21 protein-coding genes and 1 pseudogene are annotated in these 24,481 nt (G+C 69.1%); 19 read left to right on the forward strand and 3 right to left on the reverse strand.

Features of this window, described 5'->3' with window-relative positions:
* Positions 1-574 precede the first annotated feature (574 nt).
* From ACL03I_RS37000 to recN, 6 genes and pseudogenes are all read left to right on the forward strand, one after another.
* Positions 575-1,639 (forward strand): annotated as a pseudogene (locus ACL03I_RS37000) (tetratricopeptide repeat protein); the annotation flags it as partial.
* 857 nt (positions 1,640-2,496) lie between these two features.
* On the forward strand, positions 2,497-3,387 hold the full coding sequence (locus ACL03I_RS37005; RefSeq protein WP_412808349.1) for an HAD-IIA family hydrolase: 891 nt from the start codon (positions 2,497-2,499) through the stop codon (positions 3,385-3,387).
* 13 nt (positions 3,388-3,400) lie between these two features.
* The gene (locus ACL03I_RS37010) at positions 3,401-3,703 is read left to right on the forward strand and encodes a hypothetical protein (RefSeq protein WP_355080718.1); all 303 of its coding nucleotides are present in this window, start codon (positions 3,401-3,403) and stop codon (positions 3,701-3,703) included.
* Position 3,704: 1 nt separating this feature from the next.
* The gene (locus ACL03I_RS37015; RefSeq protein WP_355080720.1) at positions 3,705-4,526 is read left to right on the forward strand and encodes a TlyA family RNA methyltransferase; all 822 of its coding nucleotides are present in this window, start codon (positions 3,705-3,707) and stop codon (positions 4,524-4,526) included.
* Complete coding sequence (locus ACL03I_RS37020) at positions 4,523-5,482, forward strand: NAD kinase (protein WP_355080722.1); 960 nt, start codon at positions 4,523-4,525, stop codon at positions 5,480-5,482. The genes ACL03I_RS37015 and ACL03I_RS37020 overlap by 4 nt, the downstream gene beginning before the upstream one ends.
* Positions 5,460-7,244, forward strand: coding sequence for a DNA repair protein RecN (gene recN, locus ACL03I_RS37025; protein ID WP_355080724.1), 1,785 nt, complete (start codon positions 5,460-5,462; stop codon positions 7,242-7,244). The genes ACL03I_RS37020 and recN overlap by 23 nt, the downstream gene beginning before the upstream one ends.
* Positions 7,245-7,253: 9 nt before the next feature.
* Here the strand turns inward: recN and ACL03I_RS37030 are convergent, their stop codons facing one another.
* On the reverse strand, positions 7,254-7,673 hold the full coding sequence (locus ACL03I_RS37030; RefSeq protein WP_355080725.1) for an SRPBCC family protein: 420 nt from the start codon (positions 7,671-7,673) through the stop codon (positions 7,254-7,256).
* 1,281 nt (positions 7,674-8,954) lie between these two features.
* Here ACL03I_RS37030 and steA point away from each other — a divergent pair.
* The 13 genes from steA to ACL03I_RS37095 all read left to right on the forward strand — a co-directional run bounded on the left by steA (position 8,955) and on the right by ACL03I_RS37095 (position 22,665).
* Positions 8,955-10,169 carry a putative cytokinetic ring protein SteA gene (gene steA, locus ACL03I_RS37035; protein ID WP_355080727.1) on the forward strand — a complete coding sequence of 405 codons (1,215 nt, stop codon included), beginning with the start codon at positions 8,955-8,957 and terminating at the stop codon, positions 10,167-10,169.
* Between the two features lie 8 nt (positions 10,170-10,177).
* A complete protein-coding gene (locus ACL03I_RS37040; RefSeq protein ID WP_412808350.1) occupies positions 10,178-11,122 on the forward strand; it encodes a copper transporter in 945 nt (314 codons plus the stop codon).
* A 223-nt stretch (positions 11,123-11,345) separates the two neighbouring features.
* Complete coding sequence (locus tag ACL03I_RS37045) at positions 11,346-13,067, forward strand: CTP synthase (RefSeq protein WP_355080731.1); 1,722 nt, start codon at positions 11,346-11,348, stop codon at positions 13,065-13,067.
* Positions 13,068-13,071: 4 nt separating this feature from the next.
* Positions 13,072-13,731 carry an NUDIX domain-containing protein gene (locus ACL03I_RS37050; protein WP_412808351.1) on the forward strand — a complete coding sequence of 220 codons (660 nt, stop codon included), beginning with the start codon at positions 13,072-13,074 and terminating at the stop codon, positions 13,729-13,731.
* Positions 13,732-13,737: 6 nt separating this feature from the next.
* Positions 13,738-14,682 (forward strand): site-specific tyrosine recombinase XerD, encoded by a 945-nt coding sequence (gene xerD / locus ACL03I_RS37055; protein WP_355080735.1) that lies wholly within the window; start codon positions 13,738-13,740, stop codon positions 14,680-14,682.
* A 139-nt stretch (positions 14,683-14,821) separates the two neighbouring features.
* Positions 14,822-15,286, forward strand: a complete 465-nt coding sequence (locus tag ACL03I_RS37060; protein ID WP_355080736.1) for a cupin domain-containing protein — start codon at positions 14,822-14,824, stop codon at positions 15,284-15,286.
* A 190-nt stretch (positions 15,287-15,476) separates the two neighbouring features.
* Entirely contained in the window at positions 15,477-16,421 is a 945-nt protein-coding gene (locus tag ACL03I_RS37065; RefSeq protein WP_379256306.1) for a ParA family protein, read from the forward strand.
* Positions 16,422-16,969: 548 nt separating this feature from the next.
* Entirely contained in the window at positions 16,970-17,776 is an 807-nt protein-coding gene (locus ACL03I_RS37070) for a segregation and condensation protein A (protein WP_355080777.1), read from the forward strand.
* A 55-nt stretch (positions 17,777-17,831) separates the two neighbouring features.
* Entirely contained in the window at positions 17,832-18,488 is a 657-nt protein-coding gene (scpB, locus tag ACL03I_RS37075) for an SMC-Scp complex subunit ScpB (RefSeq protein ID WP_355080740.1), read from the forward strand.
* Positions 18,489-18,497: 9 nt separating this feature from the next.
* The gene (locus ACL03I_RS37080; RefSeq protein ID WP_355080742.1) at positions 18,498-19,571 is read left to right on the forward strand and encodes a pseudouridine synthase; all 1,074 of its coding nucleotides are present in this window, start codon (positions 18,498-18,500) and stop codon (positions 19,569-19,571) included.
* Between the two features lie 65 nt (positions 19,572-19,636).
* Positions 19,637-20,314: a (d)CMP kinase gene (gene cmk, locus ACL03I_RS37085; protein WP_355080779.1), complete on the forward strand. Its 678-nt coding sequence runs from the start codon at positions 19,637-19,639 to the stop codon at positions 20,312-20,314.
* Positions 20,311-21,729, forward strand: a complete 1,419-nt coding sequence (der, locus tag ACL03I_RS37090) for a ribosome biogenesis GTPase Der (RefSeq protein WP_412808352.1) — start codon at positions 20,311-20,313, stop codon at positions 21,727-21,729. The genes cmk and der overlap by 4 nt, the downstream gene beginning before the upstream one ends.
* Before the next feature lie 120 nt (positions 21,730-21,849).
* Positions 21,850-22,665 (forward strand): acyl-[acyl-carrier-protein] thioesterase, encoded by an 816-nt coding sequence (locus ACL03I_RS37095; RefSeq protein WP_356969778.1) that lies wholly within the window; start codon positions 21,850-21,852, stop codon positions 22,663-22,665.
* Here the strand turns inward: ACL03I_RS37095 and ACL03I_RS37100 are convergent.
* Together ACL03I_RS37100 and ACL03I_RS37105 are read right to left on the reverse strand one after the other, a co-directional pair.
* Positions 22,662-24,110 (reverse strand): mannitol dehydrogenase family protein, encoded by a 1,449-nt coding sequence (locus ACL03I_RS37100; RefSeq protein ID WP_412808358.1) that lies wholly within the window; start codon positions 24,108-24,110, stop codon positions 22,662-22,664. The genes ACL03I_RS37095 and ACL03I_RS37100 overlap by 4 nt on opposite strands.
* A gap of 97 nt (positions 24,111-24,207) precedes the next feature.
* Positions 24,208-24,384 (reverse strand): hypothetical protein, encoded by a 177-nt coding sequence (locus tag ACL03I_RS37105; RefSeq protein WP_379256284.1) that lies wholly within the window; start codon positions 24,382-24,384, stop codon positions 24,208-24,210.
* Positions 24,385-24,481 lie beyond the last annotated feature (97 nt).

Here is a 24,481-nt window from a genome sequence, read left to right on the forward strand (position 1 = left end):
TAGGGGACCCAGACTCTGGGTCCCCTATCGTCGTTTGAGCACCTGATGGAGCTTCGGCGAAGCCGCCGTGCCCGCGCCCCACCGTTGGTACGTGATTGAATCTGTGGGCAATATCGACTTTTCGAAACAGAAAGGGAGCACCGTGCCGGAACAAAACGACGATCGGAAGCCCTTCCGGCGCGGCGCTCCCGATTCCGGGTCCGGCCGGCGAGGCGACAGCCAGGACGCGGGCCGCCGCGGTGGGGGATTCAACCGTCGAGGTGACTCCGGGGAACGCGGCGACTACGGCCGCCGCGGTGATTCGGGCGGTTACGGTGCACGAGAGGGTTCGTCCGACCGGGGCGGGTTCCAGCGCCGAGACAATTCCGGCGGGTCCGATCGTCGCGGTGACACCGGTGGTTTTCGTCGCGGTGGTGACGCGCCCAGGCGCGGGAGTTTCCAGCGCCGGGACGAGCCCACGGGCCGTGGCGCCGCCGGTCGAGGCGGTCCGGGCGACCGCGGTGGTTCCAAGCGGTACGAGGATTCCGGTGAGCGCGGTGGCTTCAAACGCCGGAGTGATTCCGAAGAGCGGCGCGATGAATCGCGGGGTGGCTTCCGCCCTGGCGGTGATTCGGGTAGTCGCGGCGGGTTCCGTCGTGGTGATTCCCCGCGCGGTGGATCCGACCGTCGCCGTGACGATTTCGGCGATCGAGGTGATGCCCGCCGCGGCGAAACGGGCGAGCGGGGTGCGTTCAAGCGGCGTGGCGACTTCGAGGATCGCGGCGACGCCGGACGGCGTGGTGAGTCCGGTTTCCAGCGCCGTGACGACGATCGCCGTCGCCAGGGACCGGACCGGGAAGGTCGGCGCGACGTGGGCCGCGAGGCATCGGCACCGCGTGGTGAGGCGCCGCAGGAACGCCGCCGGGGCGGCGAAGGCGCTCGTGTCGGCGGAGGCCGTTCGCTCGACCGCCGCCCGCCGCGGCCGGAAGAACCCGATCTGCCGGAAGAGGTGCAAGCGACCGATCTCGACCCCGCCGTGCGGCGGGATCTGCTCAGCTTGGACAAAGGCAATGCGGAGACGGTCGCTCGGCACCTGGTGATGGCGGTGCGGCTGCTCGATGACGATCCCGGGCTCGCTCTCGCGCATGCCAGGGCTGCACGGCAGCGTGCCGGGCGGATCGCGGTCGTGCGCGAGACCGCGGGAGTGGTGGCCTACCACGCCGGTGAATGGGCGGAGGCCTTGTCGGAGTTGCGTACCGCGCGCCGGATGTCCGGTGGCTCGGGACTGCTCGCGGTCATGGCCGACTGCGAGCGCGGCCTGGGGCGTCCCGAGCGCGCGATCGAGCTCGGTCGCAGTGACGAGGCGCGCGCCCTGCGCGGCGACGATGCCGCCGAGCTGCGCATCGTCGTGGCAGGCGCGCGCATGGACCTGGGCCAGTACGACCAGGCCGTCGTGACCCTCCAGACCTCTGATCTGGACCCGTCTCGGACGGGCTCGGCCGCGGCCCGCCTCTTCTACGCCTACGCCGACGCCTTGGTCGCCGCCGGCCGAACCGACGAGGGCCTTACCTGGTTCCTGAACGCCGCCTCCGCAGATTTGGACGCGGAGACGGACGCCGAAGAACGCGCCGCCGAACTCACGGGCGACACCGACATCTGAACCTGCGATCGCAGCCGCGGAGGCGGGCTACCCTCGACGGCCCGTCATGGCGGAGTTGCCGAGCATACAGGCCCACCTCGTGGATTACGGGCAACCGGAGACGCTGTGGTGTCCGGAAGGTGTGTTGCCCATGCTGTGCCGGTCCCGCGAGGTCATCACCGCGATTCGGCCCCGGGGCGATGGGTTGTCTCCGCGGTCTGTCGTGGCGGATCGGGTGCGGCGCGGTCTCGATCGGAGAAACCGGCAGGCTCATCTCGTGGATTACGGGCAACCCGAGGCGCTGTGGTGTCCGGAAGGTGTGTTGCCGATGCTGTGCCGGTCCCGCGAGGTCGTCGCCGGGACTCGGCCCGGTCGAGGCGGATCGTGGGCCGTCCGAATGCGCCCTCTGTCGGACGCGGCGACCGTTCCTGCGGCGAGTCCGGCGACGAGCAGCGCGGATGCCCCCTGCTTCGACTTTTCCCGGCTGCCTCTGGTCGCCGGGCCGCGACGACCCGCTCCCCCTGCCGCGATCGTCACCGGAAGAACACTGCGCATGCGGACCTCAATCGTTCGGGGTGTGCAGCCTGTCGGCATCGCGCTGAGGCGATTTCGACTGCATGACCTCACCCCCTGTCCGGGTCGCTCCCGGTGATACCGAGTCCGGAGCGAATTGCCCGGTGGACGCGGGCATACCGAGGACGTGGCCGCTGGTCGGAAACCGCCGTCGGGGTATGTGATCCGACGCTGCGGGAGTGGCTGACGCCACGTCTTTCCGGTCCGCTCGCTGGCGTAGTGTCGGTGTCTCGGACTCGGCGGACGGCGGGTCCGGCGGTGATGCGTCGGCACGGCGCCGATCGGTGACACGGAGTGAGAGTGGTGTGAAGCGACTACGAGAGCGCTACCGAGCCCTGCTGCTGGATCTGGACGGCACGTTGTATCGCGGTCACGCGGTGATCGAAGGGGCGCCGGAAGCGCTGGTGGCGGACGGGCAGGCGGACCAGCGGCTGGTGTACGTCACCAACAACGCCAGCCGCGGACCGCAGGTGGTGGCCGCGCATCTGTCCGAACTCGGGTTTCCCGCATCCACCGACGACGTGGTGACCAGCGCCCAGGCAGCGGCGCGGCTGTTGGCCGAGCGGCTCGACCCGGGTGCGCACGTGCTGGTGGTCGGCACCGACGACCTGGCCGCCGAGGTGGACGGCGTCGGACTTCGGCCGATCCGGCGCTTCGACGGGGACGCGCCCGCCGCTGTGGTGCAAGGACATTCACCCCACACTTCTTGGCCGGACCTCGCCGAAGCCGCCTACGCCCTGCGCGCGGACGCACTGTGGATCGCGGCCAACACCGACCGGACCCTGCCGAACGAACGCGGCCTCGCGCCCGGTAACGGTGCGATGGTCGCGGCGTTGCGCGCCGCCTCCGATCGGGAGCCGATCGTCGCGGGCAAACCGTATGCGCCGCTGCTGGAGGACGCGCTCGTCCGGGCCGGTTCCCGCTCCGCTCTGGTGGTGGGCGACCGCCTCGACACCGATATCGAGGGCGCCAACCGTGTCGGTCTGGACTCGTTGCTTGTGCTCACCGGTGTCAGCACGCTGGACGAACTCCGGAAAGCCCCGGACGGGCAGATCCCGACATATGTCGCCGACTCGCTCGACGCCCTCAACCACGCGGTCGTTGCCGCCGAGCCGGAAGCCGATCTCGGTGAGATGCTTCAGCGCAACCCGGGGCGAGCTGTGACGGTCCGCGCGTCCGATTCGGAAATCCGATAGCGTTGACGCCACGATGACTACTCCAACGCCTCGTCCGCACGGCCCCGGTACGGGCGCCGGTGCACCGGGTCCCCGCCCAGGGGCCCCACTGCCCGGTCAGCACCTGCCGGGTGCGCAAGGGCGCCCGGAGCCTGCCGATCCGGATCGAATTCGCGGCGAGGTCGACAGCCTGCTCGCCGAACTCGACTTCCCCGGCCGAAGCGGAGTCGCGACCGACAGCGCCGAAGCCGGAGTCGACATCACCCGTCGCGCTCGCATCCTGGAGCAGGCACATGACGTGCTGGTACAGGCCTTGGCCACGGTGGACAAGATCTGAGGTGGCCAGGCGCGCGCGGGTGGACGCGGAACTGGTTCGCCGCGGGTTGGCGAGATCGCGAGAACACGCGGTCGAGCTGATCGGCGCGGGCCGCGTCCTGATAGCTGGAACGGTCGCGGTGAAGCCGGCGACCGCCGTCGAGACGGGCACCCCGCTGGTGGTCCGCGACGAGCCCGACGAGGTGTCGTGGGCCTCGCGCGGTGCGCACAAACTGCTCGGGGCGCTGGAGCGGTTCGAGCAGGACGGGTTGTCCGTAGCGGGTAAGCGCTGTCTGGACGCGGGCGCCTCGACCGGCGGTTTCACCGACGTGCTGCTGGCACGGGAGGCGCGGGAGGTCCTCGCGGTCGACGTCGGCTACGGCCAGCTGGTCTGGCGCCTGCGCAACGACGAGCGGGTCCGGGTGTTCGATCGGACCAACGTGCGCAACCTGACGCCCGAAACCATCGGCGGCACGGTCGAAATGGTGGTGGGCGACCTGTCGTTCATCTCGCTGAGCCTGGTGCTGCCCGCGCTGGCCGCGTGCGCCGCGCCGGGCGCCGACCTGCTGCCCATGGTGAAACCGCAGTTCGAAGTCGGCAAGGAGCGGGTCGGTTCGGGCGGCGTGGTGCGTGATCCCGCGTTGCGCGCCGAGGCGGTGCGCACGGTGGCGGCCGCGGCCGCGGAACTGGGCATGCGTACCGCCGGTGTCGTGGCGAGCCCGCTGCCGGGCCCGTCCGGCAATGTCGAATACTTCTTGTGGTTGCGTACCGACGGGCCGTTCGAATACGACGGTGAGCAGGTCGCCGCGCTGGTCGAGCGTGCGGTTGAGGAGGGTCCACAGTGAACGCGCTGGCCGAGCCCTGCGGCCGGGAGATCTTGCTGGTGTCGCATCCCGGTCGCGCGGAGATCATCGAAACCGCCCACCGGGTGGCGAAGATCTTCGCCGACGCGGGCATCTGCCTGCGTGTACTCGCCGACGAAGCGGACAGCACGCGGTTCGAGTCCGAGCCGGGCGGTTTTCCGGTGCGCGTGGTCGAGCACAGCGCGGAGGCGGCGGTCGGCTGCGAGATGGTGCTCGTGCTCGGCGGCGACGGTACGTTCCTGCGTGCCGCCGAGTTGGCGCGCCCGGCCGGGGTGCCGGTGCTCGGGATCAATCTCGGCCGCATCGGTTTTCTCACCGAGGCCGAGGCCGAGCACTTGGACGAGGCGCTCGCGCAGGTGGTCCGACGTGATTACACGATCGAGCACCGGATGACCATCGACGTCACCGTGCGGATCGAGGACGAGGTCGTCGACAGCGGATGGGCGCTGAACGAGGCGAGCATCGAGAACGCTTCGCGCATGGGGGTTCTGGAAGTGGTGCTGGAAGTCGACGGGCGCCCGGTCTCGTCGTTCGGCTGTGACGGCATCCTCATCTCCACACCGACCGGATCGACCGCCTACGCCTTCTCCGCGGGCGGCCCGGTGGTGTGGCCGGAACTGGAAGCGTTGCTGGTGATTCCGAGCAATGCCCATGCCCTGTTCGCGCGACCGCTGGTGACCAGCCCGGATTCCCGGATCGCGGTCGAGTCCGTGGCGACCGGACACGATGCGATAGTTTTCCTGGACGGCAGGCGCACGCTCGCACTGCCCAGCGGTGGACGGGTCGAAGCGGTTCGCGGCGCTCGACCGGTGCGCTGGGTGCGGCTGGACTCCGCACCGTTCGCCGACCGGATGGTGCGCAAGTTCCAATTGCCCGTGACAGGCTGGCGTGGCCGACGGCGAACGGAGAGCACAAGTGCTGACAGAGATCAGGATTGACGGGCTTGGCGTCATTTCCACGGCGACCGCGCAGTTCCACGCGGGACTGACCTGCCTGACCGGCGAGACCGGCGCGGGCAAGACGATGGTGGTGACCAGCCTGCATCTGCTCAGCGGTGCGCGCGCGGACGCGGGCCGGGTCCGGCTCGGCGCGTCCCGTGCCGTGGTCGAGGGCCGGTTCACCATCGACGACGTCAACGACGCCGCCCGCGCGGAGGTCGCGCAGGTACTGGAGGCGGCCGCGGCCGAGCAGGACGACGACGGCAGCGTCATCGCGATCCGCACGGTCGGCAGCGACGGTCGCTCGCGTGCGCATCTCGGTGGCCGCGGCGTCCCAGCCTCGGTGCTGGCCGATTTCACCGCCCCCCTGCTGACCGTGCACGGGCAGAACGATCAGCTGCGTTTGCAGCGCCCCGACCAGCAGTTGTCGGCACTGGACCAGTTCGCGGGCGACGCGGTGGGTACGCTGCTGCGGAAATACCAGGTGCTGCGCCGATCGTGGCTCGACGCCCGCACCGAACTGCTCGAACGGACCGCTCGCAGCCGGGAACTGGCGCTCGAGGCCGAGCGACTCGAGCACTCGTTGAACGAAATCGACGCCATCGCGCCGGAACCCGGCGAAGACGTGCGCATCGTCGACGAGGTGCGCAGGCTCAGCGATCTGGACTCGCTGCGGGAGGCGGCGGCCACCGCGCACGGCGCGCTGGCCGGGCCTGCCGACGTGCCCGAGGACGGTTCCGGCGCGCTGGAGGCGCTCGGCGCCGCGCGCGCCCGCATCGAAGCCGCCGACGATCCGGCGCTGGTCGCGCTCGCGCCGCGCCTGGCCGACGCCATCGCCGTGGTGGTCGACGTGACCACCGAGCTGAGCGGGTATCTCTCGGACCTGCCTTCGGACCCGGGTGCGCTGGATTCGCTGCTCACCCGCCAGGCGGAATTGAAGACACTGACCCGGAAGTACGCGCCGGACATCGATGGCGTACTGGCTTGGGCGCAGGAGGCGCGCACCCGGCTCGGCTCGCTGGACGTTTCCGAGGAGGCGCTGGCCAAGCTGGCCGCCGAGGTGGACACCGCCGCGGAACGGGTGCGGGAGGCGGCGAAGAAGCTGAGCGCCGCGCGGACCAAGGCGGCGGGCAAGCTCGCGACCGCGGTGAGTGCCGAGCTGGGTGGTCTCGCCATGGGCAAGGCGCGTCTGGAGGTCGAGGTGCGGCCGATGCTCGCGGGCGCGCAGGACTCGGCGCCGCTCACTGTCGACGGCAAGGAATTGCACGCGGGGTCCACAGGCGTCGATGAGGCCGAGTTCCGGCTGGCCGCGCATTCGGGCGCGCAGTCGTTGCCGTTGAGCAAGAGCGCGTCCGGCGGTGAGCTGTCCCGGGTGATGCTGGCGCTGGAGGTGGTGCTCGCTGGGTCCGAGCATGGAGCGACGATGGTGTTCGACGAGGTCGACGCGGGCGTCGGCGGGCGAGCCGCGGTGGAGATCGGCCGCAGGCTGGCCCGGCTGGCGCGTACCCACCAGGTGATCGTGGTGACCCATCTGCCGCAGGTGGCGGCGTTCGCCGACACCCACCTGGTGGTCGACAAATCCGACGACGGCAAGGGCACTGTCAACAGTGGCGTCCGTGCGCTCACCAACGACGAGCGGGTGGTGGAACTGGCGCGCATGCTGGCCGGTCTCGACGACACCGAGACCGGCCGGGCACACGCGGAGGAACTGCTGGCGACGGCGCGCGCCGAGAAAGCGGGCGCCGAGGTGGCCACGCGCTGAGCGCGCGGGTCAGCGCACCGCTTTCTGCGCGCCCTTGATGAACTGGCCGATCAGGTTCTTCAAACCGAACTCGAGCACCTTGGCCGGCACCGGAAGCGACGGATCGGACTCCATCGTGTAGGAGACGAGAGTGCCGTTGTCGGCGTCGGCGAAGGTGACGATGCCGACGTGCCGCTTCACCGGCGCGCCCTTGACGATCTTGTACTCCATTCGCTCACCTGGCACGAGCTTGGTGATCTCCTCCGTGACACCGACCGGGCCGAGGCCGATCAGGTGCTGCGCGCCGACGCCCTCCCGCTCGGTCACGCCGGGTTTGACCAGCTTGACCTGCACCGGAACGTAGGGGCTTATGCTCTCGCGGTCGGCGAAGAGCCGGTACACGACCTCACGCGGGGCGGCGATGACGGCGTCGACGGTGGTGCTGGCCATGAATTCTCCTCTTCCAGTTACGTGTGACGGGCAGCATATAGGTACAGCGGGCGCGGCTCGGTGATCGTGTCGTCCGCATCACAATCGGCGGCGAGCCGTTCGGGTGGCCGGTGTTCCGCGCCGCTGCCGTCCGGGCGCGAAGTGTCCGAGTCGATGCGCTGTGACGACGGGCGTCGAGCGCATAACCGGTCAGATCTACTGGTGATATCCGTGAAATATCTAGTCACGGATGCGGATCTTGGTTGCCGGACCCGAGGATGGCCCCGGAGCGATGGGTAGTTCGCTGCGGTCAAAAGGTTGTGTATCAGGGATTTTCGCGTCTGGTGTAGATGTCGAGCGAATCAATGTCCGTAATGTCCGTTTAGTGATCTACTATTGAAGTCAGTAAGTGAACGGCGGGTGAATTCCGCTGAACATGGGAAGCGCCGAGGCAAAGGGGCCATCATGCGCAGTGTTCTTACGGTGACGATCGCGACGGGGGGACCGGGGTGTCGCGGCTCGGCGACCGGAGGTGGCCGGGAAAGGTCGAAGAAGGGCGCATTCGCCCTGCTCGTCGCCGGCCTCGCCGCCGGAACGGTCGCCGCGGCGGGCGGCGCTGCCGCGGAGTCCTTGTCGCGCTCCGACCACTCAGGGCGTTCGGGTTCGCACGGCGACTCGACGGGGTGGCACAAGATCGATCCGTTCGGATACCGACACTCCGACCCGAATCCGCTGCGACAGAACGAGCATCAGCATGCCCTGCGTGAGTATCACCGGCAGAACATGCCGCGACCCGACGAAAGTGGTGCGAGCGACGGCTCTGGCGAAACGGCCTGGTCTCGCACCCAACGCCCGGACGGCAGTGGCTGGACTGTCTGCCGTCCGCAGGCGAAGTGGTGCTGACCGGTGATCGAGGCGCGAACTCCGCCGCAGCGATGGGCGCGGTGAGTTCTCGCGTGCTGGCGAAGTCGCTCCGCATCAGATCGCTTCCGGTGATGAGTAGCGAACTATTCGCTATGTACTGGAATCGCACTGTGCCGCGCCGTCAGTGTGACTCGAAGCGGGATTCGCAACTCGATTGCTGAGTGGGTCGATCGTGGGGGGTTGCCTGATGGTCGACCTTCGGCAGTTTGTGGATAATTCACTGCCTTACTACACAAATGCAGGGATTACTTCGTGAATCGAGTGACGGCGGTGTTGTCGGCGAAATGGGATTGCCAGTACATAGCGTGATATCGAATGGGGCTGTGTGAGACGGCGCGCCTCCACCAATGGTTGAGGGTTTGCGGTCATCATCGCTGCATGAAGATGCCGGCGCTGTTGTCGAGAAACACCGAAACGCTTCCTGGTCTGATCGGGACGGCCCGGGTGGATCGCGACACCCGGCGGCTGCTCGGCCGGGTCGGGCCGGGCGACATCGTCGTCCTCGACGAGATGGACCTCGATCGGATGACCGCCGACCGGCTGGTCGAGGCACGCGTCGGCGCGGTGATCAATACCTCGCCGTCCATCTCCGGCCGTTACCCCAACCTGGGCCCCGAGGCGCTCGTGTCCCATGGGATCCTGCTGCTGGACACGGTGAGTTCGGATGCGTTCAAGCGGATCAAAGACGGTGTCAAGGTCCGCGTCGACGGTGGCGTGGTCTACGCCGATCGGCTGATCAAGAAGGAACCCGAGGTGCTCGTCGAGGGCATCGAGCTCACCGGGCCTGCCATCGCGGAGCGGATGATCGAGGCGCGCAACGGTCTGGCCGATCACCTCGAGGCCTTCGCGGGCAACACCATCGAGTTCATCCGGACCGAGAGCGCGCTGCTCATCGACGGGTTCGGCGTCCCGGAACTGGATCTGGTGATGAAGCAACGGCACGTGGTGGTCGTCGCCGACGGACCGGACCACGCGGAGGATCTGCAACGGCTCAAGCCGTTCATCAAGGAATACGCCCCCATCCTGATCGGGGTGGGGCGCGGCGCGGACACTCTGCGCAGGCGTGGATACCGGCCCGACGTCATCGTGGGCGATCCGGAGGAGATCACCACCGCGACGATGAAGTGCGGCGCCGAGGTGATCCTGCCCGCCGACACCGATGGCCACGCCAAGGGCCTCGAACGCATCCAGGACCTCGGCATCGGCGCGACGACCTTCCCGTCTTCCGGTTCGCCCGCCGATCTTGCGCTGCTGCTGGCCGAGCATCACGAAGCCGCGCTGATCGTCACCGCGGGAGCGCCCGCCTCGCTCGACGACTTCTTCGACCGGGGCCGCCGCGACAGCAATCCGGCCACCTTCCTGACTCGGCTCAAGGTGGGCACGAAGCTGATGGACGCCAAGGCGGTGGCCACCTTGTACCGCAACCGCGTGTCCGGAGTCGCCGTCGCGCTGGTGGTGCTCGCCGCGCTGGTCGCGGTGATCGTCGTGTTGCTGGCGTCCAACAGCGGTGGCGACGTCCTGGACTGGGGTGTGGACAACTGGAACCGCTTCGCGCGGTGGGCGCAGGGGCAAGTCGGAGCTCGAGAATTCTGAGGAGAACGATGATTTCGATGCGCCAGCACGCCATCTCGATCGTCGCGATCTTTCTCGCGCTCGCGATCGGTGTGGTGCTCGGATCCCAGACGCTCGCGGCGGATCTGCTGTCGGGCTTGCGGGCGGACAAGGCCGACCTGCGGCAGCAGGTCGACGCACTGACCGAGCGGAACCGCCTGCTCGACGAGCAGACCACGGCCGCCGACCGGTTCATCGCCGGTTCGTCGGGCCGCATTCTCGGCGGTGCGCTGGCCGACCGCAGTGTCGTCGTGTTCACGACCCCGGACGCCGATCCCGGGGACGTCGACGCGGTGACCAGAGCGCTCGCGGCCGCGGGCGCGGGCGTCACGGGACGGATCGCGCTCACCGAGGCGTTCGCCGACGGCAGCGAAGGCGATCGGATGCGCACGGCCGTCACGAACGTCATCCCGGCCGGGGCGCAGCTGCGTACCGGCGCGGTGGACCAGGGCAGCATGGCCGGTGATCTGCTCGGCCTGGTACTGCTGCTCGATCCGGCCAACGGGCAAACCCGGAGCACCCCGGAGGAACTCGGGCTGGTGCTGGAGACCCTGCGCGGCGGCGGCTTCCTCGCCTACGGCGACACGCCGGTGCGACCCGCGCAGATCGCGGTCGTGATCACCGGTGATGGCGCCGCCGCGGCCCGGGACGGCGTCGGCTCGAATACCGCGCGCTTCGCGGGCGCTCTGCGCGGCCGGGGTGCGGGAGTGGTGCTCGCCGGTCGCGCGGGCGCCGCCGACGGGCAGGGGCCGATCGCCGTGGTCCGCTCCGACGCGGCGCTCGCGGCGCAGGTGAGCACCGTCGACAATGTCGAGCGCGAGCTCGGCCGGGTCACGACCGCGCTCGCGCTCACCGAACAGCTCAACGGGGGCGCCGGACGATACGGCACCGGCGCCAAGGCCGCCTCGCTCACACTGGCCGTCGTGCCTGGCTGACCAGCCGGAAGACTGTCGTCGGGCAACTGGAGGATGCGCGCGCCGGGCCCGGATCGATCGCTATCACGGGCGTCGCGGCACCCGCTTCCTCCGCACGTCGGCGACCGCGACGAGACGCGCCCCACAGTCCGGCCGCGCGGGCTCTGATCGATGTCCCGCGATCGGCGGGCAAACGCGCGTGGCATTCGAACGGACGGGCGGATTCGTGTTACCGTGAAGACCCGTGGGTCAAACACGGATTCAGGCGCGAACGGACACGAAGCACATCTTCGTCAGCGGTGGTGTCGCCTCCTCATTGGGTAAAGGTCTTACCGCCTCCAGCCTCGGTCAGCTGCTGACGGCGCGTGGGCTGCGCGTCACGATGCAGAAACTCGACCCGTATCTGAACGTCGATCCCGGCACGATGAACCCCTTCCAGCACGGCGAGGTGTTCGTGACGGAGGACGGCGCGGAGACCGACCTGGACGTCGGCCACTACGAGCGCTTCCTCGACCGGGACCTGTCCCGCGACGCGAACGTGACCACCGGGCAAATCTATTCGTCGGTCATCGCCAAGGAGCGCCGCGGCGAGTATCTCGGCGACACGGTGCAGGTGATCCCGCACATCACCGACGAGATCAAGAGCCGGATCCTCGCGATGCGCGGCCCGGATCTGCAGGGCCAGACGCCGGACGTGGTGATCACCGAGATCGGCGGCACCGTCGGCGACATCGAGTCGCAGCCGTTCCTGGAGGCCGCCCGCCAGATCCGCCACGACGTCGGCCGGGACAACGTCTTCTTCCTGCACGTCTCGTTGGTGCCCTACCTGGCGCCCTCCGGGGAGCTGAAGACCAAGCCGACCCAGCACTCGGTGGCGGCGCTGCGCAATATCGGCATCCAGCCCGACGCGCTGATCCTGCGCTGCGACCGTGAGGTCCCGCAAGGGCTGAAGAGCAAGATCGCGCTGATGTGCGACGTCGAGGTCGACGCCTGCATCTCCACGCCGGACGCGCGGTCGATCTACGACATCCCGCGGGTGCTGCACCGGGAGGGCCTGGACGCCTACGTGGTGCGCAGGCTGGGCCTGCCGTTCCGCGACGTGGACTGGACGGTGTGGGGCGACCTGCTCGACCGGGTGCACGCGCCGCGCGAGACGGTCGAGGTCGCGCTGGTCGGTAAGTACGTCGATCTGCCCGACGCGTACCTCTCGGTCACCGAGGCGCTGCGCGCGGGCGGGTTCGCCTCGCGGGCCAAGGTGAACATCCGCTGGGTGCCCTCCGACGAGTGCGAGACTCCCGCGGGCGCGCAGCACGCGCTGCGCGACGTGGACGCCGTGCTGATTCCCGGCGGCTTCGGCATCCGCGGCATCGAGGGCAAGGTCGGCGCGATCCACTACGCGCGTACCCGCGGCATTCCGCTGCTCGGCTTGTGTCTCGGATTGCAGTGCGTCGTGATCGAGGCGGCGCGCACGGTGGGGCTGGCGGAGGCCAACTCGGCCGAATTCGAACCGGACACGCCGCACCCCGTCATCTCCACCATGGCCGACCAGGAGCAGGCCGTGGCAGGTGAGGCCGACCTCGGCGGCACCATGCGGCTCGGCGCCTACCCGGCGACCCTGGAGAAGGGCTCGGTCGTCGCCCAGGCCTACGGCAGCGAGCACGTCTCCGAGCGTCATCGCCACCGTTACGAGGTGAACAACGCCTATCGCGACAAGGTCGCCGAGAGCGGCTTGAAGTTCAGCGGCACCTCGCCGGACGGGCACCTGGTCGAGTTCGTCGAGCTGCCCGCCGACGTGCATCCGTTCTTCGTCGCCACGCAGGCGCACCCTGAATTGAAGAGCCGGCCGACCCGCCCGCATCCGCTGTTCGCGGCGCTCATCTCGGCGGCGCTGAAATACAAAGCGGCCGAACGACTTCCGGTGGACATTCCGGGCGAAGAACTGGCGGGTGCGGCGGAACAGGCGTAGTGGCATGACCAACGGGGGCGCTGCCGAGCCGGGCAGCCACGACTTCGAGATCGAATCCAGCAGAACCGTCTACAGCGGCGCGATCCTCGCGTTGCGGCTCGACCAGGTGCGGATGCCGGGTGGCCGGGTCGTCGAGCGCGAGGTGATCGAGCACCACGGCGCCGTCGCGGTCGCCGCGATCGACGACGACGGCAACGTGGTGCTGATCAACCAGTACCGTCATCCGATCGGCAGGCGGCTGCTCGAACTGCCCGCCGGTTTGCTCGACGTGCCCGGGGAGGACCCGCTGCTCGCGGCGCGTCGTGAGCTGGCCGAGGAGACCGGGCTGGCCGCCCGGGAATGGGCGGTCCTGGTGGACGTGGCGCTCTCGCCCGGGTTCACCGACGAAGCGTTGCGGATCTACCTGGCTCGCGGGTTGTACGAAACCGATCGTCCGGAGCCGGAATTCGAGGAGGCGGACCTGGAAGTGGTCCGCATGCCGGTCGACGCGGCGGTCCGCGCGGCGTTGAGCGGGGAGATCGTCAACGCCACCGCGGTCGCCGGCGTGCTCGCCCTGGCGGCCGCGCGGGCGGACGGCATCGAACCGCGGCCGCCGGACGCCCCATGGGACGGGCAGCCGACGGATTTCCTCCGCCGCAAGGCGGCCCAGAAGTCCGAAGACTGACCGGAGGTGCTCGGTCGCGAGCTCGACACCTATCTCGACCACCTCACCGTCGAGCGCGGCGTCGCGCCCAACACCCTGAACGCCTACCGGCGTGATCTCGGTCGGTATCTGGACTTCCTGACCGGGCGCGGCATCGGCTCGCTCGACCGGGTCGACGAGTCCGACGTCGCGGAGTTCACCATGGCGCTGCGCTCGGGCGGCCCCGGGCACCCGCCGCTGGCGGCGAGTTCGGTGGCCCGCGCGCTGATCGCGGTGCGCGGCTGGCATCGCTTCGCCGCCGCGGAGGGTTTGACCGACACCGATGTGGCGCACGCGGTGAAGCCGCCCGCGCCGGGGCGCAGGTTGCCCAAGGCGCTGCCCTACGACCAGGTGCTGAAACTGCTGGAGGCGGCGGGCGGCGGCCAAGGGGATCCCGCTGCGGGCGTAGACGGCGGACCACGCGGCCTGCGTGACCGCGCACTGCTTGAATTGCTGTATTCCACCGGCGCCAGGATCTCGGAAACGGTCGGGCTGGACGTCGATGATCTCGACATCGAGGAACGGGCGGTCGTCCTGCGCGGCAAGGGCGGGAAACAGCGTCTTGTGCCGATCGGGCGGCCCGCGCTCGCCGCCGTGGACGCGTATCTGGTGCGGGGAAGGCCCGTGCTCGCCGCACGCGGAAAAGCCAACGCGGGAGCCCTGTTCCTGAATGTACGCGGCGCCCGGCTGTCCCGGCAGAGTGCCTGGCAGGTCCTGCACACCGCCGCCGAACGCGCGGGCATCGCGGCCGCGGTGTCACCGCACACCCTGCGCCATTCCTTCGCCACCCATCTGCTCGACGGCGGCGCCGATGTGCGGGTGGTGCAGGAATTGCTGGGCCACGCCTCGGTGACCACGACCCAGATCTACACCTTGGTGACGGTCAACACCCTGCGCGAGGTCTGGGCCACCGCGCATCCCCGCGCCCGGTAATCCGTTGCACGCGTCGGGAACTTCGCGTGCGCGATGTGACGGAACAAAGTGGACTGTAGTCCGGTTGTGCTGGTTCGCCGGGTGAGCGCGGTGCTGTCACCGACGGCTCGGTTCCCGACCACAACGCGAGGTGAATTGCATGGCAAAGTCTTTCATCGTCCACGAGTCCGATGTCGAGGCGATTCCGTTGCCCGGCGGCGGCTCCTTCCGGCTGTTGGAGGACAGCGAGAACTCCGAAGGGCTCTTCGGCGCCAATCGGCTGACCCTGGCCGCGGGTGCGGACGGCACCCGGCCGCACCATCACACGAAGTCGACCGAGATCTTCTATGTGCTGGGCGGCACAATGGATTTTCTCGTCGACGGCGCCAGAACCGCGGTGAGCGAAGGTGGTCTGGTGGTGGTTCCGCCGGGCACGGTGCACGCCTTCGGGGCCACCGCCGAAGGGCCCGCCGAGTTTCTGGCTGTGCTCACACCCGGTATCGTCCGCTTCGAGTACTTCCGGCAACTCGGCCGGATCGCACGCGGGGAGGCGGACTGGGACAGCATGAACGAGTTGCACGACCGGTTCGACGTTCATTTCGATGGCGGACCGCAGTGGCGCTGACCAGCGCGGCACGAACACGCCGCGCGCAGGCGCGGCACTCGAGTGCCGTCAAGCGGTAGCGTCTATCGAGAGCTGGACCGCACGAAAGCGAGGTCGGCACCGATCGGCCTCGCTACGCTCGGCGAGGCAACCGGCAAGGACGTATAAGGAGCAGCGGATCGTGACGACAGCCGGCGCGGCAGAGCCGCCGATGGGTGCTGGGGCGGAGCCGCTTACGGGCTCGCGACCGGGTCCGTACTCGGACGCCGCGGCGGAAACGCTGTGGGGCCATGGAGTGGAGCCGGTCCCGGAGGACGCGACGCTCGGCCCGACCGGACGGCCGTTGCGGCTGGTGCCGGACCCGCCGCCGGTCGGCCAGCACGGTGACGCGCTGATCGTGGCCATGTGCAACCAGAAGGGCGGCGTCGGCAAGACCACCTCCACCATCAATCTCGGTGCCGCACTGGCCGAATACGGCCGTCGCGTCCTGCTCGTCGACCTGGACCCGCAGGGCGCGCTGTCGGCGGGTCTCGGCGTCGCCCACCACGATCTCGACCTGACCGTGCACAACCTGCTCATCGGTTCCAAGGTGTCGATCGACGACGTGCTGATGCAGACCAGGGTCCCGAACATGGACCTGCTGCCAAGCAATATCGACCTTTCCGCCGCCGAGATCCAGTTGGTCAACGAAGTGGGCCGGGAACAGTCGCTCGGCCGCGCGCTGGAGCCGATCCGCAACCGCTACGACTACATCCTCATCGACTGCCAGCCTTCGCTCGGTCTGCTCACGGTCAACGCCTTGGCCTGCTCGGACGGCGTGATCATCCCGATGGAATGCGAGTACTTCTCGCTGCGCGGGCTCGCGCTGCTCAACGACACCGTCGAGAAGGTGCGGGACCGGTTGAATCCGCGGTTGAGCCTGTACGGAATAGTGGTCACCATGTTCGACTCTCGACTGCTGCATTCCCGCCAGGTCATGGCGCGGGTCGTCGAGGTGTTCGGTGACCTGGTCTACGACACCGCCATCGCGCGCACCGTCCGTTTCCCGGACGCCAGCGTCGCGGGCGAGCCGATCACCACGTGGGCGCCGAAATCCAGTGGCGCCGAGGCGTATCGGTCGATGGCTCGGGAAGTCATCCACCGATCCGGCCGGTGACCGGCCACTCGGACCCTTCGTCTGCGTCCCACCACAACCCGTCCGGCCAAGGGTCTTCCGCGGCGGGATCGACATCCACGCCGGACGACCGCGCGTCCGATTCTCGTGGGCCGGACCCGGCCGGCCCTGGGCGGGGTCCCGCACTCGGCAACGCGGCCGCCGCCTTCATCGCCGCAGGCCGGGACGCTGCCCCCCGCCGCGCGAACCCGGCCGTCGTCGGAGGCGCCACGCCCCGGCCCGCACCGGAGGCGGAGGCCTCCCCGGCACGGGACAGCGCGGACGAACCGTCTCCGAAACCATCCACGCAGCCCACCGAGGATGTCGCGCGGGAGAACTCCGAGACAGTGGGCGATCGGCCCGCTGACGTGCCGGACGCACCGGGCCGTTCGTCAGACGTGCCGGATGCACGTGGCCGTCCGTCGGCTACGCCCGGCGGGTCGGACGCCTCTGGCTTTCCGCCCCACACATCGGACGCATCCGATCCCTCGCCCGGCACGTCGGAGGCGAAAGAACAGCCGACGGCCGAGCCGCACGCGTCCGGATTCCGGCTGCGCCTGAGCAACTTCGAGGGGCCGTTCGACCTGCTGCTCACCCTGATCAGTTCGCGCAAGCTGGACGTCACCGAGGTGGCGTTGCACAAGGTCACCGACGAGTTCATCGCCTACACCAAGGCGCTGACCGCGAACATGGCGCGGCAGAACACCTTGCGCGCGGACAAGATCCTGGACCAGACCACGGAATTCCTGGTCGTCGCCGCCACCTTGCTCGATCTGAAGGCGGCGCGCCTGCTGCCGTCCGGCGAGATGACCGACGCCGAGGACCTCGAACTGCTCGAGGCGCGCGACCTGCTGTTCGCCCGGCTGCTGCAGTATCGCGCGTTCAAGCAGGTCGCCGAACTGCTCGGCGAACTGGAGGCGGCCGCGCTGCGCCGCTATCCGCGCGCGGTCGGCCTGGAGGAGCGCTACGCCGGTCTGCTGCCCGAGGTTAGGCTTGGTGTCGGGGCGGCCGAGTTCGCCGCGATCGCCGCGGCGGCCTTCCGGCCCCGTCCGGTACCCAAGGTCGGGCTCGACCACTTGCACACGCACGCGATCTCGGTGGCCGAGCAGGCGGCACTGGTGCTGGAGCGGCTCAAACAGCGTGGTGCGGGTGCGTGGACATCCTTCGGCGAGCTGGTCGCCGACTGCGAGGTACCGGTCCAGATCGTCGCCCGCTTCCTGGCGCTGCTCGAGCTGTATCGCGGCAAGACGATCGAGTTCGATCAGCCCGATCCGCTCGGTCCCTTGGCGGTCAGCTGGATCGGCGACGAGGCCGCGCAACAGGTGGACACCGTGACTATCGAGGAGGACTACGGGTGAGCGAGCACAGCGCGCGTTCGCGCACGGCGGAGGCGAACTCCGGTGAGGCGCGGTCGTGAGTGAGGCAGTGGTGGAACTCACCCCCGAACCGCTCGCGGACGCCGATTTCCGTTCGGCGCTGGAGGCCATGCTGCTGGTCGTGGACGTTCCCGCGCCGGTAGACCAGCTCGCGGCCGCATTGGGCGACAGCACCGAACGCGTCGAGCGGACCCTGCGTGAAATGTCCGCTGAGCTCTCGGCGCGATCCAGTGGGATAGATCTGCGTTTCGTCGGTGACGGCTGGCGCTTCTATACTCGCAGCGAGTACGCGCCGTATGTGGAGCGGATGCTGCTCGACGGCTCCCGATCGAAACTGACCCGGGCGGCCTTGGAGACGCTGGCGGTGGTGGCATACCGTCAGCCGGTGACCAGGACCAGGGTCAGCGCGGTCCGCGGCGTGAACGTCGACGGGGTGATGCGCACCCTGCTGGCCAGGGGTCTGATCGCCGAGGCAGGCGTGGACCCGGAGACCAACGGGACGCTGTACCGCACCACCGAGCTGTTCCTGGAACGGATCGGACTCGCTTCGCTGAGCGATCTGCCACCCCTGGCGCCCCTGCTTCCGGGCGTCGACCTGATCGACGAGATCAACGAGAGCCTGGAGACGGACCCCCGGTACACCAGGTTGAGGAAACCCGCCGAGGCCGATTTGGACCTCGGCACCGAAGAATGACAGGACACCATGAATACGCCCGCTCGCCGAGATGGCACACCGGATCGTAGGAAACGCGGCGCACAGCCCGAACGAGGCGGCGCGAGCCGCAACTCCAGCTCACGCGACGCTCGTTCGGCCCAACGGGGTATCGCCGCCCGCGGCGCCCAGCAGGGCGGCGGGGGCCGAGCGGACCGACGCGGATCCGCCCCGGTTCCGAACCCGCAGCGGCACGCGGCCGCGAGCAAGAAGAAGCCCAAGCCGCAGCGGCAGGTCGCGCCGCCGCCGCTGCTGAGCAACGCCAAGCCCGCGCGCCACCAGAACGTGGAGCCGGACTCGTCCGGCGGTCACACCAAGCTCCCGTGGGGCGAGGGGGAGCGGTTGCAGAAGGTTCTCGCCAAGGCGGGCGTGGCCTCGCGCCGGGCCGCCGAGGAGATGATCGCGCAGGGCCGCGTCGAGGTCGACGGCATGATCGTGCGCGAGCAGGGCCTGCGTATCGACCCGCAGCACGCGGTGGTGCGCGTCGACGGCACGCGCGTGGTGGTGCGCGAGGAACTGGTGCACGTCGCGCTGAACAAGCCCAAGGGCTGGCAGTCCACCATGTCCGACGATCTGGGGCGCCCCTGCGTCGGTGACATCGTGGCCGAGCGTATCGCCGCGGGTCAGCGGCTGTTCCATGTCGGGCGACTCGACGCCGACACCGAGGGCCTGCTGCTGCTCACCAACGACGGCGATCTGGCGCATCGGCTGATGCACCCGTCCTTCGAGGTCTCCAAGACCTATCTGGCGACGGTGCACGGCGAGGTCAACAATCGCGCGGTCGGCAAGCGGTTGAAGGAAGGCCTGGAGCTGGAGGACGGTCCCGCCAAGGTGGACCGTTTCCAGGTGCTCGAGCTGGGGGAGGGACGTTCTCTGGTGAAGGTGGTGTTGCACGAAGGGCGCAAGCACATCGTGCGCCGCCTGCTCGACGCGGTGGGTCATCCGGTCATCCGGCTGGTCCGCACTCATATCGGCCCGGTCGCGCTGGGCGACCAGCGGCCCGGCACGCTGCGCGTACTCGGCCGCGATGAAATCGGCAAACTCTACGAGGCGGTGTCGTTGTGAACGGTGTGGAGATCCCGGTGCAGGCGCCGGCGCGGTTGGCCGGTCCGAGCCCGCTGGTGGTCGCCATGGACGGGCCGTCGGGTACCGGGAAGTCCAGCGTGTCCCGGCGCCTGGCCACCCGGCTCGGCGCCAGGTACCTCGACACCGGCGCGATGTACCGGGTGGCGACGCTGCGCGTGCTGCGGGCGGGCATCGAACTGACCGACTCCGCGGCCATCGGCGCCGCGGTCAAGGAGCTGCCGCTGTCCATCGGCACCGATCCCAGCCGCGAGGTGATCGAGCTGGACGGCGAGGATGTGCGGTCGGAGATTCGCGGCGACGCGGTCACCAAGGCGGTTTCGGCGGTCTCCGCGGTGCCCGAGGTGCGTGAGCTGCTCGTCGCCATGCAGCGCGACATCACGGCGGCCGCGGGGCGGATCGTGGTGGAGGGACGCGACATCGGCACCGTCGTGCTGCCCGCCGCCGACGCCAAGATCTACCTGACCGCGTCCGCCGAGGCGCGGGCGCACCGGCGCAATCAGCAGAACATCGCCGAGGGCAGGGGCGACGACTACGCGGGCGTGCTCGCCGACGTGCAGCGCCGCGACACCCTCGACTCGACCCGCAAGGTGTCCCCGCTGCGCCCCGCCGAGGACGCGGTACCGGTAGACACCAGCGAACTGTCCATGGACGAGGTTATCGACGAGCTGTATCGCGTTGTCGCGCAGCAGGTCTCGACGTGTGGAGCCGGAGGGGACCGATGAGTGGGGACGTACTCGCAGGCGACGGCGTCTGGAGCGACGAAGCCGACTGGGAACTCGCCGACCTGGAGGGCGAATTCGAGGACGCGGCGCACGTCGCGATGCCGACGCTGGCCGTGGTCGGCCGCCCGAACGTGGGCAAGTCGACGCTGGTGAACCGCATCCTCGGCCGCCGCGAGGCGGTCGTGGAGGACATTCCTGGCGTGACCCGCGACCGCGTGTCCTACGAGGCGAACTGGGCGGGTCGGCGTTTCCTGGTCCAGGACACCGGCGGCTGGGAGCCCGACGCGAAGGGCCTGCAGCAATCGGTGGCCCGCCAGGCCGAACTGGCCATGCACACCGCCGACGCGATCCTGCTCGTAGTCGACGCGGTGGTGGGCGCCACCGCCACCGACGAGGCGGCCGTGAAGAAGCTGCGCCGCTCCGCCGTCCCGGTGATCCTGGTCGCCAACAAGGTCGACGACCAGCGGGTGGAAGCGGAAGCGGCGGCGCTGTGGTCGCTGGGACTCGGCGAGCCGCGCATGGTCAGCGCCGCCCACGGCCGTGGCACCGGCGACTTGCTCGACGACGTGCTCGAGATGCTTCCCGAGACTCCGCGCGAGGGAACCGGCGGCGTCGGCCCGCGTCGCGTGGCGCTGGTCGGCAAGCCGAACGTCGGCAAGTCGAGCCTGCTCAACAAGCTGGCGAACGACGAGCGCTCCGTGGTGCACGATGTCGCGGGCACCACGGTCGACCCGGTCGACTCCCTCGTCGAACTGGGCGGCAAGGTCTGGAAGTTCATCGATACCGCCGGGTTGCGCCGCAAGGTGTCCAATGCCAGCGGCACCGAGTTCTACGCCTCGCTGCGCACCAAGTCGGCGCTGGAGGCATCGGAGGTGGCGATCATGCTGGTCGACGCCTCGCAGCCGATCACAGAACAGGATCTGCGGGTGATCAGCCTGGTCGCCGATTCCGGGCGGGCATTGGTGCTGGCGTTCAACAAGTGGGACCTGGTCGACGAGGATCGTCGGCTGCAACTGGAGCGTGAGGTCGACCGCGAGCTGGTCCGGGTGCCGTGGGCGCAGCGAGTGAACATCTCCGCGCACACCGGCCGCGCGGTGCAGAAGCTGGTGCCCGCGATGGAAACCGCGCTCGAGTCCTGGGACAAGCGCATTCCGACGGGCAGGCTCAACACCTGGCTGAAGGAAGTGATCGCGGCGACCCCGCCGCCGATGCGCGGCGGCAGGCTGCCCCGCGTGCTGTTCGCCACCCAGGCGACCACCCGGCCGCCCACGTTCGTGCTGTTCACCACCGGCTTCCTGGAGGCAGGCTACCGGCGCTTCCTGGAGCGCAGGTTGCGCGAGGAGTTCGGTTTCGACGGCTCGCCGGTCCGCATCTCGGTGCGGGTGCGGGAGAAGCGGGATCGTTCGAAGAAATAGGCGACGACGGGTGCGAGGGCAACCCACCATGGCGAATGAAAGCTAATTGTTAGCGGACGAACGTATATGGTCGATAATCCGGTCAAAATGCCTGATAAAACGCGACATCTTCTCGTGTAGATGACGATATGGGCAGTGCTGCCCACAACTGTGGCAAATAGCTGGCATCATCCGGGCATGGGCATTCCCAGCGTGCTGCCGGAACCGCCGGCCGTCCTGACTCCGTTCGAGACGGGATGGCCCGTGCGCCTCGCCGACACCGATCGTGACCAGCGCCTGCGACTCGACGGTGTCGCGCGTTATCTGCAGGACGTCGGCTACGACCATCTCGAGGTCCTCGAGGACGGCGATATCCATCGCCTGTGGGTGATCCGCAGGACGGTGATCGACGCGCTCAAACCGCTCGGATTCGGTGAGTCGGCGACGTTGCGGCGATGGCCTTCGGCGACGTCGACCCGGTGGTGCACGATGCGGGTCCAGATCGGCGGCAGCGCTGGTGGGCTGGTGGAGACCGAGAGCTTCCTGATCCATTTCGGCACCGAATCGGGCGTACCCGCGCGGATGAGCGACCGATTCCTCGCCCCCATGCTGGCCTGTACGACCGAGCACCGGCTCCGCTGGAAAGCCGAGCTCACCGATCCCATGCCCGCGGCGGGCGAGCCCGGGGTGCAGATCCGGCCCTTCCCGCTACGGGCCACCGACATAGACCTGCTCGACCATATGAACAACGCGGTCTACCTCACCGCGCTCGAAGAAGTCCTGGCCGATTACGCCGAACTGAAATCGGGTCCGCATCGTGTGGTGGTCGAGTACGGGAAACCGGTGCGATGCGGCGAGGACGTCGAGCTCGTCGCCCGACGGACCGACTCGAGCCTGGACGTGTGGTTCGCTGTCGGCGCGGACTGCCGGGCGGTCGCCCGCGTCACCCCGCGCTAACCGGCCAACTGTTCGACGGTCGCGTGCGCGCCCCTGGTGCGCAGGCTGTCCAGAGCCGCCAGATACGCGGTCACGAACCGGGGGTGGTCGATCAGGTCACCGAACAAGGATCGCTCGCCGAGGAAAGCGGTGGGCTGCTCGCGCTGCCGCCGCGCGAGGGGGACCAGCCGGTCGCGGAGCCGGTCAACGATCTCGATCGGGTGCCCGTGCTCGTCCACGCCCTCGGCATAGCGTGCCCAGCTGGCGACGACCGCCGCCGCGCAGTCGATCGGGCCGCCGCTGCCGAGCTGCGCCCGGACAACCGGAAGCAGCCACTTCGGGATCCGGTCGGAGGATTCCGCGCACAGCCGGGCGATGGTGTCGCCGATCGCGGGATTGGCGAACCGGTCGAGCAGCGTCCGCTTGTAGTCGCCCAGGTCGACCCCGGGGACCGCGCGCAGCGTCGGCGTCGCCTCGGCGTCCATGTAGCGGATCAGGAACCGCCGGAAGACCGGATCCTGTGCCGCTTCGTGCACCAGCCGATAGCCGCTCAGGTACGCGAAATAGCACAGCGCCTGGTGGCTCGCGTTCAGCAACCGAAGCTTCATCAGTTCGTAGGGAGTGACGTCGGCGACGACCTGCACGCCCACCTCTTCGAAGGCCGGACGGCCGAGTCCGAACGAATCCTCCAGCACCCACTGCGCGAACGGCTCGGCGACCACCGGCCAGCGGTCGGTGAGCCCGTAGCGCCGCGCGATCTCGCCGGTCGCTCCGGGCGGGGTCACCGGGGTGATCCGGTCCACCATGGAATTCGGGAAGCGCACCTGCTCCGTCACCCAGGCTCCGAGCCCCGGATCGCGCAGCGCGGCGAACGCGCCGAACATCCGGCGCGCGACGTTCCCGTTGCCCTCGATGTTGTCGCAGGACAGCACGGTGAACGGCGCGATATCGCGGGATCGGCGGCGGGCCAGCGCCTCGGTGACGAGCCCGAAAACGGTACCGGGCGGCGCGTTCCCGGCCAGATCGGCGCGGATTCCGGGGTCTTCCGGGTCGAATTCCCCGGTAGCGGCGGCGATGTGGTAGCCACCCTCGGTGATGGTGAGTGAGACGATCCGGGTCGACGCATCGGCGAGCTTCGCCACGACGGTCCCTGGATCGTCCGGTGCGTACCGGTAGTCGACCAGCGAGCCGATCGCGCGCGTGGTCCACGTGCCGTCCGGCGCGACCGTCGACAGCGTGTACAAGCCGTCCTGCGCCCGCAGCACGTCGCGCATGCGCCGATCGCCGGGCAGCACGCCGACTCCGCAGATACCCCACTCGTCCCCGAGGCCGCGTTCGAGCAATCGGTCGACGTACATCGCCTGGTGCGCTCGATGGAAGCCGCCGACGCCGAAATGCACTATGCCGGTGGTGATCCGGGATCGGTCGTAGCTCGGTGTCGAGATCCGATCGGCGAAGTCGGGCATCGTGGCCGCCCGTAAGGGCGTGGCTGTCCGTTCCGGCATACCGCGCCTCCCCGTGTTGTGTGGATCACACCATAGTGCAGCAGGAGTCCGGAACCGGTCAGCCCTGCGGAGGCGGCAGCAGCGAATCCATGCCGTGCCGTCGAGCGCCGAGTACTCGTTCGCAGTTCGCTCGCTCGACGTCGGCGGAGAACTGCTCGGTATCCCGGCGCGCCCGTGCCGGAGTCGGCGTCGCCGATGGACCGGCCGCCACGTCCATGTGCTCTTTCTCGGTCATACCTCACGGTGCCCGGAAACTGGTCAGTCCAGCAACAATAGTTGCCGATATGGCAAAAATCTGTGGGTGCTCGCTCATTCCGGGGCGGATGACGGTA

It is taken from the genome of Nocardia sichangensis, from assembly GCF_047200615.1.
Classification (GTDB): Bacteria; Actinomycetota; Actinomycetes; order Mycobacteriales; family Mycobacteriaceae; genus Nocardia; species Nocardia sichangensis.

Bases quoted from the DNA above. Each gene is read 5' to 3' on its own strand.
- ACL03I_RS37010 (WP_355080718.1), top strand. From the start codon at position 3,401: ATGACTACTCCAACGCCTCGTCCGCACGGCCCCGGTACGGGCGCCGGT.
- ACL03I_RS37030 (WP_355080725.1), bottom strand. From the start codon at position 7,673: ATGGCCAGCACCACCGTCGACGCCGTCATCGCCGCCCCGCGTGAGGTC.
- steA (WP_355080727.1), top strand. From the start codon at position 8,955: ATGAAGATGCCGGCGCTGTTGTCGAGAAACACCGAAACGCTTCCTGGT.
- ACL03I_RS37040 (WP_412808350.1), top strand. From the start codon at position 10,178: ATGATTTCGATGCGCCAGCACGCCATCTCGATCGTCGCGATCTTTCTC.
- ACL03I_RS37050 (WP_412808351.1), top strand. From the start codon at position 13,072: ATGACCAACGGGGGCGCTGCCGAGCCGGGCAGCCACGACTTCGAGATC.
- ACL03I_RS37060 (WP_355080736.1), top strand. From the start codon at position 14,822: ATGGCAAAGTCTTTCATCGTCCACGAGTCCGATGTCGAGGCGATTCCG.
- ACL03I_RS37065 (WP_379256306.1), top strand. From the start codon at position 15,477: ATGGGTGCTGGGGCGGAGCCGCTTACGGGCTCGCGACCGGGTCCGTAC.
- ACL03I_RS37080 (WP_355080742.1), top strand. From the start codon at position 18,498: ATGAATACGCCCGCTCGCCGAGATGGCACACCGGATCGTAGGAAACGC.
- cmk (WP_355080779.1), top strand. From the start codon at position 19,637: ATGGACGGGCCGTCGGGTACCGGGAAGTCCAGCGTGTCCCGGCGCCTG.
- der (WP_412808352.1), top strand. From the start codon at position 20,311: ATGAGTGGGGACGTACTCGCAGGCGACGGCGTCTGGAGCGACGAAGCC.
- ACL03I_RS37095 (WP_356969778.1), top strand. From the start codon at position 21,850: ATGACGATATGGGCAGTGCTGCCCACAACTGTGGCAAATAGCTGGCAT.
- ACL03I_RS37100 (WP_412808358.1), bottom strand. From the start codon at position 24,110: ATGCCCGACTTCGCCGATCGGATCTCGACACCGAGCTACGACCGATCC.
- ACL03I_RS37105 (WP_379256284.1), bottom strand. From the start codon at position 24,384: ATGACCGAGAAAGAGCACATGGACGTGGCGGCCGGTCCATCGGCGACG.